Here is a 14,528-nt window from a genome sequence, read left to right as displayed (position 1 = left end):
AGTTCAGCACATGTGCGTCCGCCGTCCGACCCCCGGGATCATGGTTTCTTACTGAACCCGCGATCAGCGGGCGGCAAGACTCGAGCGGCGCACCACGAGCTCCGGCTGGAGCACCACCCGCCGGTGCTCGTGCGCCCCCGGCGCGTTCTGCGCCTCGGTCTCCTCCAGCAGGAGCTCGGCGGCGAGGGCGCCCATGGTGACCGCGGGCTGCCGCACCGAGGTGAGCGGCACGGCGGCCGCGGCCGCGAACTCGATGTCGTCGTAGCCGACGATCGCGAGATCGTCGGGCACGGTGACCCCGGCCGCGTACATGGCCTGCAGGACGCCGAGGGCGAGCAGGTCGTTGGCGCAGAAGACGGCGGTCGGGCGCTCGGCAAGACCGAGGAGACGGGCACCCGCGTCCCGGCCCGCGGCGACGTCGAGGCGCTCGGTGGGCAGCTCGCGCAGGGCTTCCGGACCGAGCCCGGCCTCCGCGAGCGCGTTCAGGGCACCGGTGCGGCGGTCGCGGACCTGGTTCAGTCCGGGCGGGCCACTGACGTACGCGATCGAGCGGTGCCCGGCGTCCACCAGGTGGCGCACGGCCAGGGCGCCGCCCGCCACGTCGTCGACGGAGACCGAGCACTCGGTGGTGCCCTCGGCGACCCGGTCGACCAGCACGAAGGGGATGCCGTGCCGGCGGAACGTCTCGATGTTGCGCCCGGTCGCGTCGGCCGGGGTGAGCAGCACCCCGCGCACCCGCTGCTCGGCGAAGAGCGACAGATACTCGGCCTCCTCACCCGCGTCCTGCGCGCTGTTGCAGACCATCACGCCGAGCCCGGCCTCCCGTGCCGCCCGCTCGGCGCCGCGCGCCACGTCGACGAAGAACGGGTTGCCCATGTCGAGGACGAGCAGGCCCATGATCCGGCTGCGGCCCGCGCGCAGCTGGCGCGCCGACTCGCTGCGGACGTAGCCGAGCCGGTCGATCGCCGACTGCACGCGCGCCCGGGTCTCGCTGGCAACGGAGTCCGGGCGGTTGATGACGTTCGAAACCGTGCCCACCGACACTCCGGCGGCGCGGGCGACGTCCTTGATACCCACCGACTGGGCCATCGGGCGGAGACCTCCTGGTGAAACGAGGGGCGGCGGGAAGGCCTTCACATTACCGTCACCGCTGCCCGGAACAGACCGGTCAGGCAGGGAGTGCGAAGTCCACGACATGAAGTGGCGAGAGGGTCGTGCCGACCGACTTCTCCTGGTACATGAACGACATCACGTGGTCCGCCACGACCCGTGTCTCGTCGATCACGACCTCCCCGAACGCGTTCAGGTCGCTTCCGTCGTACAGCAGCGCCCAGTCCGTGTACCCGGAGGACTTCGAGGCACCCGCGATCCGGCCGAAGGGGAAGACCGCGTAGGCGTGGCCGTACAGGTCCAGGACCAGTTTCATGCGCCGGCTGGAGTTCGGCACGACGGGGGTCTCCAGATGGCCGACGAGCAGGCCGTCCTGGCGCAGGAAGAGCGAGTAGTTGTGCCAGCCGGTGGCGGAGAGCGCTTCGAGCATCTCCGGCCAGACGGCGGCGTGCCGCTCGCGGTACTCGTCGAGACGGTCCGCCCGGACCTTCAGCAGGAAGCACACGAGCTGCATCAACCCCCCTTGGACCGACCGAATCGGGTAGTCCGGATTGGATCGTCAGAAGTTGAACCGGTCGATGTTCTTGCTGTCGAAGACCGTCGGCTTGCCGAGGTTGATCACGCCGTCCTTGCCGATGGTGTACGTGGTGGCTCCGGCCTGGAAGGTCTCGCCCTCCTTGCCGGTGATCTGTCCGGACACCAGGGCGACGGCGGTCCGGGCGGCCAGGTCGCCGAGCTTGGCCGGGTCCCACAGCTCGAAGGCGTCGACGGTGCCGTTCTTGACGTACTTGCGCATGTCGTTGGGGGTGCCGAGGCCGGTGAGCTTGACCTTGCCCTTGTACTTGGAACCGGACAGGTACTGGGCGGCCGCCTTGATGCCGACCGTGGTCGGGGAGACGATCCCCTTCAGGTTCGGGTGCTCCTGGAGGAGACCCTGGGTCTGCTGGAAGGACTGCTGGGCGTCGTCGTTGCCGTACGCGATCTTGACCAGCCTGACATTCTTGTACCTGGGGTCCTTCAGCTCGTCCTTCATATAGCCGATCCAGGTGTTCTGGTTCGTCGCGGTCTGCGCGGCCGACAGGATCGCGATCTCGCCCTTGTAACCGATCTGTTCGGCGAGCAGCTGCACCTCGGTACGGCCCAGGTCCTCCGCACCGGCCTGCGAGACGAAAGCGTTGCGGCACTCGGGGTTGGTGTCGGAGTCGTAGGTGACGACCTTGATGCCGTTCTTCATGGCCTGCTTGAGCGCGGTGCACAGGGCGCCCGGGTCCTGCGCGGAGACGGCCATCGCGTCCACCTGCTGCTGGGTGAGCGTGTTGACGTAACTCACCTGGCCGGCGGTGTCGGTGGCGCTGGACGGGCCGACCTCCTTGTACTTCGAGCCCAGTTCGGTCAGGGCCTGCTCGCCGCCCTTGTCGGCGGAGGTGAAGTACGGGTTGTTGACCTGCTTGGGCAGGAAGCCGACGGTGAGGCCCTTCTTGAGGGCGGCACCCGGGTCCGCCTTGCCGGTCGCGGCGGCCGGGCCGGTGCTCTCGTTCTTGACGTCGTTCTTGGTGGTGCCGCCGCAGGCGGTGGCGGCGAGGGCGAGGAAGGAGACGGCGGCGAGGGCCGCGCAGGCACGGCGGAGGGCTGACTTGCGCATCTTCGGATCCTTTGTACGGAGGTGAGTGGAGGTGCCCCGAAGGGGCGCGGGGCTGTGTCGACATGCGGCTTCGCCGCGATGGGGGTGCCCCCTGTTCGAGCCAAGCCGAGAACTTGGGGGAGCGACCAGCCACGGAGGGCTCGCGGCTGTCGTACGGCCTAACCGGCGGAGCGTGCCGTTCTCGCCACGGAGAGCCGGCGAACGACCCGGGGACCGAGCACAGAGACGACGAGCAGGACGCCGGTGACGACGATCTGCGACTGGGCGGAGACGTTCAGCAGGCTCATCACGTTCTGCAGCGCGCCGAGCAGGAAGACTCCCGCGATCGCGCCGCCGAGCGTGCCCTTGCCGCCGTCGAAGTCGATGCCGCCGAGCAACACGGCCGCGACGACGGAGAGTTCGAGTCCGGTGGCGTTGTCGTAGCGGGCGCTGGCGTAGTGCAGCGCCCAGAAGACGCCGGTGAGGGAGGACATGAATCCGATGGCGGTGAACAGGATCAGCTTGTGGCGCTTGACGCGGATGCCCGCGAACCGGGCCGCCTCCTCGCTCGCGCCGACCGCGAACAGCGACCGGCCGAAGGGGGTGGCGTGCAGCACGACCACGGCGATCGCGAGCAGCACCAGGAAGGGCAGGAAGGCCCGGGGCAGGAAGCTGTTCCCGATGCGTCCGGCCGCGAAGTCCAGGTACTGCGTGGGGAAGTCGGTCACCGCGTCCGAGCCGAGCACGATCTGTGCGATGCCCCGGTAGGCGGCGAGGGTGCCGATGGTGACGGCGAGGGACGGCAGCCCGAGGCGGGTCACGAGCAGACCGTTGACCATGCCGCATGCCACACCGAGGAGCAGGCACAGCGGGATGATCGTCTCGATGGCCATGCCCTCGTTCCAGAGCTTGCCCAGTACGGCCCCGGACAGACCGGCGGTGGACGCGACGGAGAGATCGATCTCGCCCACGACCACCAGGAGGGTCATAGGCAGGGCGATCAGCGCGATCGGAAGGGTGTTGCCGATCAGGAAGGACAGGTTGAGGGCGTTGCCGAAGCCGTCCACGAAGGAGAACGACAGCAGCAGGAGGACGAGGAGGAGCGCGCCGACGACCGTGTCCCAGCGGATCGCGCGCGTCAAGGAGTCAGGCATGGCGGGCGTTCCTCTTCTTCAGGGCCAGGGCCACCCGCAGCGCGACGATGCGGTCGACCGCGATGGCGAGAAGGAGCAGGATGCCGTTGATGGCGAGCACCCAGACGGAGCCGACCCCGAGCGCGGGCAGCACACTGTTGACCGAGGTGAGCAGCAGTGCGCCGAGGGCCGCGCCGTACACGCTGCCGGAGCCGCCGGTGAAGGCGATGCCGCCGACCACGACCGCGCTGACCACGGTGAGTTCGTAGCCGTTGCCGGTGCCGGAGTCGACGTTGCCGAAGCGGGCGAGGTACATGGCTCCGGCGAGCCCGGCCAGACCGCCGCAGAAGGTGTACGCGGCCAGGATGCGCTTGCGCACGGGGATGCCGGCGAGCCGGGCGGCCTCGGGGCTGGAGCCGAGCGCGTACAGCTCGCGTCCGCTGCCGAAGTGCCTGAGGTAGTAGGCGGTGGCGACCAGCACGGCCAGGGCGATGAGCGCGAGCCAGGGCACCGCCGAGATGCCGCCGGAGCCGAAGTCGACGAATCCGCCCGGGAGATCGGCCGCGGTGATCTGCCGGGAGCCGACCCAGATGGAGTCGATGCCGCGGATGATGTACAGCGTGCCGAGCGTGACGACGAGCGCGGGCACCTGACCGAGGCTGACCAGCAGGCCGTTGAGCAGCCCGAAGCCGATGCCGAGCAGGACGGCCAAGGCGATGGCGACGACCGCGTTCCCGCCGCCGTGCAGATAGGTGCCGGCGGCGAAGGCGCTGATGCCGAGGGTCGAGCCGACCGACAGGTCGACGTTCCGCGAGATCACCACCAGGGACTGGCCGGTGGCGACGAGCATCAGGATGGTCGCGTTCAGCAGCAGGTCCTTGATGCCCTGCTCGGACAGGAACTCGCTGTTGCCCGCCTGGGTGACGGCGATCATCACCAGGAAGACGACCAGGATGGCGAGTTCGCGCATCTTGAAGACACGGTCGACCAGCCGGGTGCCGCTGGATTCGGGCACCTCGGCGAGCGGTGTCTCGTTCGGGGCGGTCACCGTCATGCGGCGGCCCTCCCGGTGGCTGCGGCCATCACGGTTTCCTCGGTGGCTTGGGAGCGCGGGATCTCGGCGGTGATCCGGCCCTCGTGCATCACCAGCACGCGGTCGGCCATGCCGAGGATCTCCGGCAGATCGGAGGAGATCATCAGGACGGCCACCCCGTCGGCGGCCAGCTCGCTGAGCAGCCGGTGCACCTCGGCCTTGGTGCCGACGTCGATGCCGCGGGTCGGCTCGTCGACGATCAGCACTTTCGGGCCGGTGGCCAGCCACTTGGCGAGGACGACCTTCTGCTGGTTGCCGCCGGAGAGGGTGGAGACGGCGTCGGCGATCCGGGCGTACTTCACCCGGAGCTTGACCGCCCAGTCGAGCGAGCGGCTGCGCTCGGCGCCCCGGTCCATCAGCCCGGCCTTCACGGTCGTACGGAGTCCGGTCAGACCGATGTTCCGCTCGATGGACATGTCCATCATCAGGCCCTGGGCGCGCCGGTCCTCGGGGACGAGGGCGAGCCCGGCGGCCATCGCGGTGGACGGGGCGCCATTGGTCAGCTTCCTGCCCCGGACCGCGACCTCACCCGCGTCCCACCGGTCGACGCCGAAAACGGCCCGGGCCACCTCGGTGCGCCCTGCACCGACCAGCCCGGCGAGGCCTACGATCTCGCCGTGCCGCACCTCGAAGGAGACGTCGGTGAAAACACCCTCGCGAGTCAGCCGCCGTACGCTCAGCGCGACTTCACCGGGCACGACGTCCTGCTTCGGGTAGAGCTCGTCGAGGTCGCGGCCGACCATGCGGCGGACCAGGTCCTCCTCGGTCATGCCGTCGAGGAGCTCGCTGGCGATCAGGGCCCCGTCCCGGAGCGTGGTGACGCGCCGGCAGATCTGGAGGATCTCCTCCAGCCGGTGCGAGATGAACAGCACCGCGGCGCCCTGTTCGCGCAGGGTGCGTACGACGGCGAAGAGGCGGGAGGCCTCGCTGCCGGTCAGCGCGGCCGTCGGCTCGTCCATGATCAGGACCCGGGCGTCGAAGGAGAGCGCCTTGGCGATCTCGACGATCTGCTGGTCGGCGATGGACAGACCCCGGGCGGGCCGTTCGGGGTCGAGTTCGACGCCCAGGCGCTTCATCAGGGCGGCGGTCGCCGCGTGGGTGGCCTTGTGGTCGATGCGGCCGAGGGCGCGCCGGGGCTGACGGCCCATGAAGATGTTCTCGGCGATCGACAGGTCGGGGAAGAGCGTGGGCTCCTGGTAGATGACGGCGATTCCGGCGTCGCGGGCGTCGCCGGGGCCGTGGAGGACCACGGGCCGGCCGTCGAGCAGCACCTGACCGGTGTCCGGTCGGTGCACCCCTGCGAGGGTCTTGATGAGGGTCGACTTGCCCGCGCCGTTCTCACCGGCGAGGGCGTGCACCTCGCCGGGCAACAGCTCCAGGGAGACGTCCCGCAGGGCACGTACGGCGCCGAAGCACTTGGAGACGTCCTTCAGCGCCAGCACCGGGGGCGGTCCCGGGTCGGACGGGTGGGTCATGGGAGCTCCTCGACGACGCGGGCGGGACGGCCCCCACCACGCCGTGAAAGGTTTCAACGGGATGGCCGGGACGTTAGGCATGGCAGCCATGCCGCGTCAATGGGTCCTGTCGAAAATATTTCAATAGCTGAAGGTCCGGGCCGAATCATGGAATGCACGGTCGCCGGATGGCTTGACACCCCCCTGGACCGACTCATAGCTTGCCGTTCTGAATCGTTTCACACGCTCAGTCGTTCCGACCGACACCACAGGAGCCCTGAAGTGACCGACCTCGCCACCGTGAAGGCCGCGCTGAAGACCCAGGCCATCGAGACGCCGTCGTGGGCGTACGGGAACTCCGGGACCCGGTTCAAGGTGTTCGCCCAGCGGGGCGTTCCACGCAATCCGCGGGAGAAGCTGGAGGACGCCGCGCAGGTGCAGGCGCTCACCGGTGTCGCACCGACCGTGGCGCTCCACATCCCCTGGGACAAGGTGGAGGACTATGCCGCGCTGGCCAAGTACGCGGAGGAGCGCGGGCTGCGGATCGGCGCGATCAACTCGAACACCTTCCAGGACGACGACTACAAGCTGGGAAGCATCTGCCATCCGGACACGGCGGTGCGGCGGAAAGCTCTTGATCACTTGCTCGAGTGCGTAGACATCATGGACGCGACGGGGTCGCGCGACCTGAAACTGTGGTTTGCGGACGGGACGAACTATCCCGGCCAGGACGATGTGCGGGAGCGGCAGGACCGGCTGGCGGCGGGGATGGCCGAGGTGTACGAGCGGCTCGGTGAGGGGCAGCGGATGCTGCTGGAGTACAAGCTCTTCGAGCCCGCGTTCTATACGACCGATGTCCCGGACTGGGGTACCGCGTACGCCCATTGCCTCAAGCTCGGGCCCAAGGCGCAGGTCGTGGTGGACACGGGGCACCATGCGCCGGGGACGAACATCGAGTTCATCGTGGCGACGCTGCTGCGGGAGGGGAAGCTCGGAGGGTTCGACTTCAACTCGCGGTTCTATGCGGACGACGACCTGATGGTGGGGTCCGCCGATCCCTTCCAGTTGTTCCGGATCATGTATGAGGTCGTGCGTGGCGGCGGGCTCGGGCCCGAGGTCGCGTTCATGCTCGATCAGTGTCACAACATCGAGGCGAAGATTCCGGCGATCATCCGGTCGGTGATGAATGTGCAAGAAGCTACGGCGAAGGCGCTGCTGGTTGACCGGGAGGCGTTGGCTGCGGCGCAGTCCTCCGGTGACGTGCTGGAGGCCAATGCCGTCTTGATGGACGCGTACAACACGGATGTGCGGCCGTTGTTGGCCGACGTACGGGAAGAGATGGGACTGGATCCCGAACCCGTTGACGCCTACCGGCGGTCCGGTTGGGCCGAGCGGATCGTTGCTGAGCGGGTCGGTGGTCAGCAGGCCGGTTGGGGGGCGTGAGCGTCTGCCGGGTTCCGTTGTCCGCGGACTGCGGGTCGTATGTGGTTGATCGCGCAGTTCCCCGCGCCCCTGAGGGCACTTCACCACTCTCTTCTGCAAAGGACTGAAGGTTCATGGCACCCCACCCCGAAGCCGTCGCCCTCCTCGCCCGTTCCCATCGGCTCGGCGCCGATCCGCGCAATACCAACTACGCCGGCGGCAACGCGTCCGCCAAAGGCACCGACACCGATCCCGTGACCGGCCGCGATGTCGAGCTGATGTGGGTGAAGGGGTCGGGCGGCGATCTCGGGACGCTCACCGAGGACGGGCTCGCCGTGCTGCGGCTCGACCGGCTCCGGGCGCTCACGGACGTCTACCCGGGTGTCGAGGGCGAGGACGAGATGGTCGCCGCGTTCGACTACTGCCTGCACGGGAAGGGCGGAGCGGCTCCGTCCATCGACACCGCCATGCACGGGCTGGTGGACGCCCCGCACGTGGACCATCTGCACCCCGACTCCGGCATCGCGCTCGCGTGTGCCGCCGACGGGGAGAAGCTGACCGTCGAGTGCTTCGGCGACACCGTGGTGTGGGTGCCGTGGCGGCGGCCCGGCTTCCGGCTCGGCCTGGACATCGCCGCGGTCAAGGAGGCCAACCCGCAGGCCATCGGGTGCGTCCTCGGCGGGCATGGGATCACCGCATGGGGCGACAGCTCCGCGGAGTGCGAGCGCAACTCGCTGCACATCATCCGTACCGCCGAGGCCTTCCTCGCGGAGCGCGGGAAGGCGGAGCCGTTCGGGCCCGTGATCGAGGGGTACGAAGCGCTGCCGGAGGGTGAGCGGCGGGAGCGGGCGGCCGCCCTCGCGCCGTATGTGCGTGCCCTCGCCGCCCAGGACAAGGCACAGGTCGGGCACTTCGACGACTCCGACGTCGTCCTCGGCTTCCTCGCGCGGGCCGGGCACCCGCGGCTCGCCACGCTGGGCACGTCGTGCCCCGACCACTTCCTGCGGACGAAGGTGCGGCCCCTCGTCCTGGACCTGCCGCCGAGCGTGCCGGTGGAGCGGGCCGTCGCGCGCCTGAAGGAGCTGCACGCCGAGTACCGGGAGGAATACGCGGCCTACTACCGGCGGCACGCCCTTCCCGGCTCCCCCCCGATGCGCGGCGCCGACCCGGCCGTCGTGCTGGTCCCGGGCGTGGGCATGTTCAGTTTCGGCAAGGACAAGCAGACGGCGCGCGTGGCCGGCGAGTTCTACGTCAACGCGATCAATGTGATGCGCGGTGCCGAGGCGGTGTCGACGTACGCGCCGATCGAGGAGTCCGAGAAGTTCCGCATCGAGTACTGGGCGCTGGAGGAGGCCAAGCTCCGGCGGATGCCGAGGCCGAAGGCCCTGGCGACCCGGGTGGCGCTGGTGACGGGCGCGGGCAGCGGGATCGGCAGGGCGATCGCCCACCGGCTGGTCGCCGAGGGAGCGTGTGTCGTCGTCGCCGACCTCGACCCCGAGAACGCCGGGAAGGTCGCCGAGGAGCTGGGCGGGCCGGACAAGGCCGTGGCCGTGACCGTGGACGTGACGGACGAGGCGCAGATCGCCGCGGCCTTCAAGGCGGCGCTGCTGGCCTTCGGCGGGGTCGACCTCGTGGTCAACAACGCGGGGATCTCCATCTCCAGGCCGCTGCTGGAGACCTCGGCCGAGGACTGGGACCTCCAGCACGACATCATGGCCCGCGGTTCCTTCCTGGTGTCGCGGGAGGCGGCCCGGGTGATGATCGCGCAGGGGCTGGGCGGGGACATCGTCTACATCGCCTCGAAGAACGCCGTCTTCGCCGGTCCGAACAACATCGCGTACTCCGCCGCCAAGGCCGATCAGGCCCATCAAGTCCGTTTGCTGGCAGCGGAGTTGGGTGAGCACGGAATCCGCGTCAACGGGGTCAACCCGGACGGTGTGGTGCGCGGCTCCGGGATCTTCGCCGGCGGCTGGGGCGCACAGCGGGCGGCGGTGTACGGGGTCGAGGAGGAGAAGCTGGGCGAGTTCTACGCACAGCGGACCATCCTCAAACGCGAGGTGCTGCCCGAGCACGTGGCGAACGCCGTGTTCGCGCTCACGGGCGGGGACCTGACGCACACCACGGGACTGCACGTCCCCGTCGACGCGGGTGTGGCGGCCGCGTTCCTGCGATGAGCGCCGCCGTGAAGTCGTACGCCGCGGTCGACCTCGGTGCCTCCAGCGGGCGGGTGATGGTCGGCCGGGTCGGCACCGACAGCCTGGAGCTGGCCGAAGCTCATCGTTTTCCCAACCGGCCCGTCCGGGTGCCGGAGGGGCTGCGCTGGGACGTCCTCGCGCTGTACGCCGGGGTGTTGGAGGGGCTGGGGGCGGCCGGACAGGTGGACTCCGTCGGCATCGACGGCTGGGGCGTGGACTACGGACTGCTCGACGCCGACGGAGCCCTGCTCGGCAACCCCGTGCACTACCGGGACGCCCGCACCGAGGGCGCCGCGGAGAAGGTGTGGTCGACCGTGCCTGCCCCCGAGCTGTACGCGGCGACCGGACTGCAGTACGCGCCCATCAACACCCTGTACCAGCTGACGGCGGCCCGTGACACCCGGCAACTCGCCCATGCCGAGCGCCTGTTGCTCGTCCCCGACCTGATCGCCTACTGGTTGACGGGCGAGCAGGGCACGGAGCTCACCAACGCCTCCACCACCCAGCTCATCGATCCCCGCACGCGCGAGTGGTCGTACGACGTCGCCGCCCGCCTGGGCATCGACCTGAGCCTCTTCGCGCCGCTTCGGCAGCCGGGCGACGCGGCTGGTGTGCTGCGGGCCGAGGTGCTGGAGGAGACGGGGCTCGCCGGTCCGGTGCCGCTGACGGCGGTCGGCTCGCACGACACCGCGTCGGCGGTGGCCGCGGTCCCGGCCGTGGGGGAGCGCTTCGCCTACATCTGCACCGGCACCTGGTCCCTGGCGGGCCTTGAACTGGACGCGCCCGTGCTCACCGAGGCGAGCCGCGTCGCCAACTTCACCAACGAGCTGGGGCTGGACGGCACGGTCCGGTATCTCCGCAACATCATGGGACTGTGGCTGCTGCAGGAGTGCGTACGGGCCTGGGGCGACCCGGATCTCGGTGGGCTGCTGCGCGCGGCGGCCGAGGTTCCGGCGCTGCGGTCGGTCGTGGACGCGGGGGACCCGGCGTTCCTGGCGCCCGGCCGGATGCCGGAGCGGATCGCCGAGGCCTGCCGGGTCACGGGGCAGCCCGTACCGCACACTCCGGCCGAGGTCACCCGCTGCATCCTCGACTCCCTCGCCCTGGCCCATCGCCGGGCGGTCGAGGACGCTCAGCGGCTCGCCGGCCATCCGGTGGACGTCGTTCATGTGGTCGGTGGCGGCACCCGCAACGCGCTGCTGTGCCAACTCACGGCCGACGCGTGCGGGCTGCCGGTGGTTGCGGGTCCGACGGAGGCCGCGGCCCTCGGCAACGTCCTGGTCCAGGCGCGCGCCCACGGTCTGGCCGGCGATCACACCGACCTGCGCCGGCTGGTCGTCCGAACCCAGCCGCTCACCCGGTACGAGCCGCTCGGCACGACGGCGCGCTGGCGGGAGGCCGAGGCCCGACTCGCCGCGCGGTGAACCGGGGTCTCCCCTGCGCTCGTCCCCTCCCACTACGCTGCACTCATCGGATGATCGACCCCAAGGAGCCGCGATGCGTGTCGCCCTGTTCCTGACCTGCGTCAACGACACGCTCTATCCGGACACCGGCCGCGCGGTGGTGAAACTGCTGACCAGACTGGGCGTCGACGTCGACTTCCCGATGGCGCAGACCTGCTGCGGGCAGGCGCACTACAACACCGGCTACCGGCATGAGGCGGAGCCGCTCGCCCGGCATTTCTCCGATGTCTTCGGGGAGTACGAGGCGATCGTCACGCCGTCCGGCTCGTGCGGGGCGATGGTGCGGGAGCTGTATCCGCGGATGGGTGAACGGGCGCGGGCGGAGGGACGCGGGGACACCCTCGCGGCCACCCTGGCGCCGGTGGTCCCGAAGACCTACGAACTCACGGAGTTCCTGGTGGACGTGCTGGGGGTGACCGACGTCGGGGCGTACTACCCCCACCGGGTGACGTATCACCCCACCTGCCACGGGCTGCGGAGTCTGGGGCTCGGTGACCGGCCGCGGCGACTGCTCCAGGCCGTGAAGGGGCTGGAGTTGGTCGAGTTGCCCGGGGCCGAGGAGTGCTGCGGCTTCGGCGGGACCTTCGCGCTCAAGAACTCCGACGTCTCGGCGGCGATGGGCGCCGACAAGGTGCGCAACGCCGAGTCGACGGGCGCGGAGGTGCTGTGCGCGGCCGACAACTCCTGTCTGATGCACATCGGCGGCACCATCACCCGGCTCGGGACCGACCTGCGGCCGGTGCACATCGCGGAGATCCTGGCCAGCACGGAGGAGGAGCCGGCCGCATGAGCGGAACGTTCGTAGGGATGCCTGTGTTTCCCCCACCCACCCACCCGGCGTCTCCCCCACCCACCCACCCGGCGTCTCCCCCACCCACCCACCCGGCGTCTCCCCCACCCACCCACCCGGCCTTTCCCAAAGCCGCACACGAGGCCGTGCACGATCAGACCCTGCGCGGCAATCTGCGGCACGCCACCCACACCATCCGCGCCAAGCGGGCGAAGGCGGTCGCGGAGGTGTCCGACTGGGCGGCGCTGCGGGAGGCCGGCAAGCGGATCAAGGACCATACGCTCCGCCACCTCGACCGCTATCTGATGCAGTTGGAGGAGTCGGTGACCGCGGCCGGGGGCACCGTCCACTGGGCCGCGGACGCCGCCGAGGCCAACCGGATCGTGACCCGACTCGTCAAGGAGACCGGCGAGTCGGAGGTCGTCAAGGTCAAGTCGATGGCCACGCAGGAGATCGGGCTCAACGAGGCGCTCGAGGCGGAGGGCATCCGCGCCTACGAGACCGATCTCGCCGAGCTGATCGTGCAGCTGGGCAAGGACCGGCCCTCGCACATCCTGGTCCCGGCGATCCACCGCAACCGGGGCGAGATCCGGGACATCTTCCGCACCGAGATGGGCGAGTGGGGCCGCCCGGCCCCCGAGGGCCTGACCGACGCGCCCGCCGAACTGGCGGAGGCCGCCCGCCTCCATCTGCGGGAGAAGTTCCTGCGCGCCAAGGTCGGCATCTCCGGCGCCAACTTCATGGTCGCCGAGACCGGCACACTGGTCGTGGTCGAGTCGGAGGGCAACGGACGGATGTGCCTGACCCTGCCCGAGACCCTCATCTCCGTCGTGGGCATCGAGAAGATCGTGCCGGCCTGGCGGGACCTGGAGGTCTTCCTGCAGACCCTCCCCCGCTCCTCCACGGCCGAGCGCATGAACCCGTACACGAGCATGTGGACCGGCACCACGGACGAGGACGGCCCCCGGACCTTCCATCTGGTCCTGCTGGACAACGGCCGCACCGACACGCTGGCCGACCAGGTCGGGCGCCAGGCACTGCGCTGCATCCGCTGCTCGGCGTGTCTCAATGTGTGCCCGGTGTACGAGCGGGCGGGCGGCCATGCGTACGGCTCTGTCTACCCCGGCCCGATCGGCGCCATCCTCAGCCCCCAGCTCCGCGGCACGGCAAGCGAGATCGACGCCTCCCTCCCCTACGCCTCCTCGCTCTGCGGGGCCTGCTACGAGGTGTGCCCGGTGGCCATCGACATCCCCGAGGTGCTGGTGCATCTGCGCGAGCGGGTCGTGGAAGGCGGGCAGGTGATCCGGGAAGGCAACAAGGTGGTGCTGCAACCCGCGAAGGGGCATGCCGCCGAGCGGGCCGCCATGCGCGCGGCACGCTGGGCCTTCACCCACCCGGGCGCCCTGCGCGCCGGCCAGCGGCTCGCCTCCCGCACCCGCCGCCTCCACCCCCGTACGCTCCCGGGCCCCGGCCGGGCGTGGACCGGCACCCGCGACCTGCCGACCGTGCCTCCCGAGTCCTTCCGCGACTGGTGGCGGCGCACGAGCGGCGAGCACGGCAGCAAGGGGGCCGCCAAGTGACCAGCAGAGAACGGATCCTGGGCCGGGTGGAGCGCGCGCTCGCGGACGTCCCGCGGGACGACACGCCGTACGAGCAGGCCGTCCCCCGGGACTATCTGCGCGAGCACGCCGAGCGCACCGTGGCGGAGACGGTGGACCTGCTCGCGGAGAACCTGGCGGACTACCGGGCGATCGTGCACCGCTGTACGGCCGCTGAACTCCCCTCGGTGATCGCCGGGTTGCTGGCCGCGCGTGAGTCGGCCTCGGTGCTCGTGCCGGCCGGGCTGGACGAGGGCTGGCTGGCGGCCACCGAGATCGCGCGCGTCGCCGACCGGCCGGACAGCACCCCGCACGAACTCGACCGGGTCGACAGCGTGGTCACGGCGTGCGCGGTGGCGATCGCCGAGACGGGCACCCTCGTGCTGGACGGCGGCCCCGACCAGGGGCGCCGCCGGATCACCCTGGTCCCCGACCACCACATCTGCGTCGTCCGCGTCCCCGGGCAGGTCGTCTCCGCCGTACCGCAGGCCCTCGAACGCCTCGACCCGACCCGCCCGTTGACCTGGATCTCCGGCCCGTCGGCGACCAGCGACATCGAGCTGGACCGGGTGGAGGGGGTGCACGGCCCACGGACCCTGGAGGTCGTGCTGGTGGACTGACGCCGGGGCCCTGACCGTCGGGCCCGGCT

At 70.4% G+C, this 14,528-nt stretch carries 11 protein-coding genes and 2 pseudogenes; 6 read left to right on the top strand and 7 right to left on the bottom strand.

What is annotated here, in order from left to right; translation table 11 throughout:
- Nucleotides 1–63 precede the first annotated feature (63 nt).
- The 7 genes and pseudogenes from Q8A52_RS11620 to Q8A52_RS11590 all read right to left on the bottom strand — a co-directional run bounded on the left by Q8A52_RS11620 (nt 64) and on the right by Q8A52_RS11590 (nt 6,432).
- Nucleotides 64–1,089 (bottom strand): LacI family DNA-binding transcriptional regulator, encoded by a 1,026-nt coding sequence (locus Q8A52_RS11620; protein ID WP_316750776.1) that lies wholly within the window; start codon nt 1,087–1,089, stop codon nt 64–66.
- Nucleotides 1,090–1,168: 79 nt separating this feature from the next.
- Nucleotides 1,169–1,459, bottom strand: a pseudogene (locus Q8A52_RS11615) (Tat pathway signal sequence domain protein); the annotation flags it as partial.
- A pseudogene (locus Q8A52_RS11610) lies at nt 1,454–1,624 on the bottom strand (L-rhamnose mutarotase); the annotation flags it as partial. The pseudogenes Q8A52_RS11610 and Q8A52_RS11615, both read right to left, overlap by 6 nt.
- Before the next feature lie 45 nt (nt 1,625–1,669).
- On the bottom strand, nt 1,670–2,752 hold the full coding sequence (gene rhaS, locus Q8A52_RS11605) for a rhamnose ABC transporter substrate-binding protein (RefSeq protein WP_316750774.1): 1,083 nt from the start codon (nt 2,750–2,752) through the stop codon (nt 1,670–1,672).
- Nucleotides 2,753–2,910: 158 nt separating this feature from the next.
- Nucleotides 2,911–3,885: an ABC transporter permease gene (locus Q8A52_RS11600; protein WP_316750772.1), complete on the bottom strand. Its 975-nt coding sequence runs from the start codon at nt 3,883–3,885 to the stop codon at nt 2,911–2,913.
- On the bottom strand, nt 3,878–4,918 hold the full coding sequence (locus tag Q8A52_RS11595) for an ABC transporter permease (RefSeq protein WP_316750770.1): 1,041 nt from the start codon (nt 4,916–4,918) through the stop codon (nt 3,878–3,880). Before Q8A52_RS11595 ends, Q8A52_RS11600 begins: the two co-directional genes overlap by 8 nt.
- A complete protein-coding gene (locus Q8A52_RS11590; RefSeq protein ID WP_316750768.1) occupies nt 4,915–6,432 on the bottom strand; it encodes a sugar ABC transporter ATP-binding protein in 1,518 nt (505 codons plus the stop codon). Before Q8A52_RS11590 ends, Q8A52_RS11595 begins: the two co-directional genes overlap by 4 nt.
- A 261-nt stretch (nt 6,433–6,693) precedes the next feature.
- On the opposite strand from Q8A52_RS11590, the gene rhaI reads away from it, so the two are divergent.
- From rhaI to Q8A52_RS11560, 6 genes are all read left to right on the top strand, one after another.
- Nucleotides 6,694–7,854 (top strand): L-rhamnose isomerase, encoded by a 1,161-nt coding sequence (gene rhaI, locus Q8A52_RS11585; protein ID WP_316750767.1) that lies wholly within the window; start codon nt 6,694–6,696, stop codon nt 7,852–7,854.
- 113 nt (nt 7,855–7,967) lie between these two features.
- Complete coding sequence (locus Q8A52_RS11580; RefSeq protein WP_316750765.1) at nt 7,968–10,007, top strand: bifunctional aldolase/short-chain dehydrogenase; 2,040 nt, start codon at nt 7,968–7,970, stop codon at nt 10,005–10,007.
- A complete protein-coding gene (locus tag Q8A52_RS11575; protein WP_316750763.1) occupies nt 10,004–11,452 on the top strand; it encodes a rhamnulokinase in 1,449 nt (482 codons plus the stop codon). The genes Q8A52_RS11580 and Q8A52_RS11575 overlap by 4 nt, the downstream gene beginning before the upstream one ends.
- A gap of 73 nt (nt 11,453–11,525) precedes the next feature.
- The gene (locus Q8A52_RS11570) at nt 11,526–12,281 is read left to right on the top strand and encodes a (Fe-S)-binding protein (RefSeq protein WP_316750761.1); all 756 of its coding nucleotides are present in this window, start codon (nt 11,526–11,528) and stop codon (nt 12,279–12,281) included.
- Nucleotides 12,278–13,861, top strand: a complete 1,584-nt coding sequence (locus Q8A52_RS11565; RefSeq protein WP_316750759.1) for a LutB/LldF family L-lactate oxidation iron-sulfur protein — start codon at nt 12,278–12,280, stop codon at nt 13,859–13,861. Before Q8A52_RS11570 ends, Q8A52_RS11565 begins: the two co-directional genes overlap by 4 nt.
- Nucleotides 13,858–14,499 (top strand): LutC/YkgG family protein, encoded by a 642-nt coding sequence (locus tag Q8A52_RS11560; RefSeq protein WP_316750757.1) that lies wholly within the window; start codon nt 13,858–13,860, stop codon nt 14,497–14,499. Before Q8A52_RS11565 ends, Q8A52_RS11560 begins: the two co-directional genes overlap by 4 nt.
- The last annotated feature ends 29 nt before the right edge of the window (nt 14,500–14,528 follow it).

This window comes from Streptomyces herbicida, assembly GCF_032656585.1.
GTDB classification, from domain to species: domain Bacteria; phylum Actinomycetota; class Actinomycetes; order Streptomycetales; family Streptomycetaceae; genus Streptomyces; species Streptomyces herbicida.
This window is presented reverse-complemented; position numbering and strand designations above follow the sequence as displayed.

What these genes read in the sequence shown, in the direction of transcription:
- Q8A52_RS11620 (WP_316750776.1), bottom strand. Translation starts at nt 1,089, where the DNA reads ATGGCCCAGTCGGTGGGTATCAAGGACGTCGCCCGCGCCGCCGGAGTG.
- rhaS (WP_316750774.1), bottom strand. Translation starts at nt 2,752, where the DNA reads ATGCGCAAGTCAGCCCTCCGCCGTGCCTGCGCGGCCCTCGCCGCCGTC.
- Q8A52_RS11600 (WP_316750772.1), bottom strand. Translation starts at nt 3,885, where the DNA reads ATGCCTGACTCCTTGACGCGCGCGATCCGCTGGGACACGGTCGTCGGC.
- Q8A52_RS11595 (WP_316750770.1), bottom strand. Translation starts at nt 4,918, where the DNA reads ATGACGGTGACCGCCCCGAACGAGACACCGCTCGCCGAGGTGCCCGAA.
- Q8A52_RS11590 (WP_316750768.1), bottom strand. Translation starts at nt 6,432, where the DNA reads ATGACCCACCCGTCCGACCCGGGACCGCCCCCGGTGCTGGCGCTGAAG.
- Q8A52_RS11580 (WP_316750765.1), top strand. Translation starts at nt 7,968, where the DNA reads ATGGCACCCCACCCCGAAGCCGTCGCCCTCCTCGCCCGTTCCCATCGG.
- Q8A52_RS11575 (WP_316750763.1), top strand. Translation starts at nt 10,004, where the DNA reads ATGAGCGCCGCCGTGAAGTCGTACGCCGCGGTCGACCTCGGTGCCTCC.
- Q8A52_RS11570 (WP_316750761.1), top strand. Translation starts at nt 11,526, where the DNA reads ATGCGTGTCGCCCTGTTCCTGACCTGCGTCAACGACACGCTCTATCCG.
- Q8A52_RS11565 (WP_316750759.1), top strand. Translation starts at nt 12,278, where the DNA reads ATGAGCGGAACGTTCGTAGGGATGCCTGTGTTTCCCCCACCCACCCAC.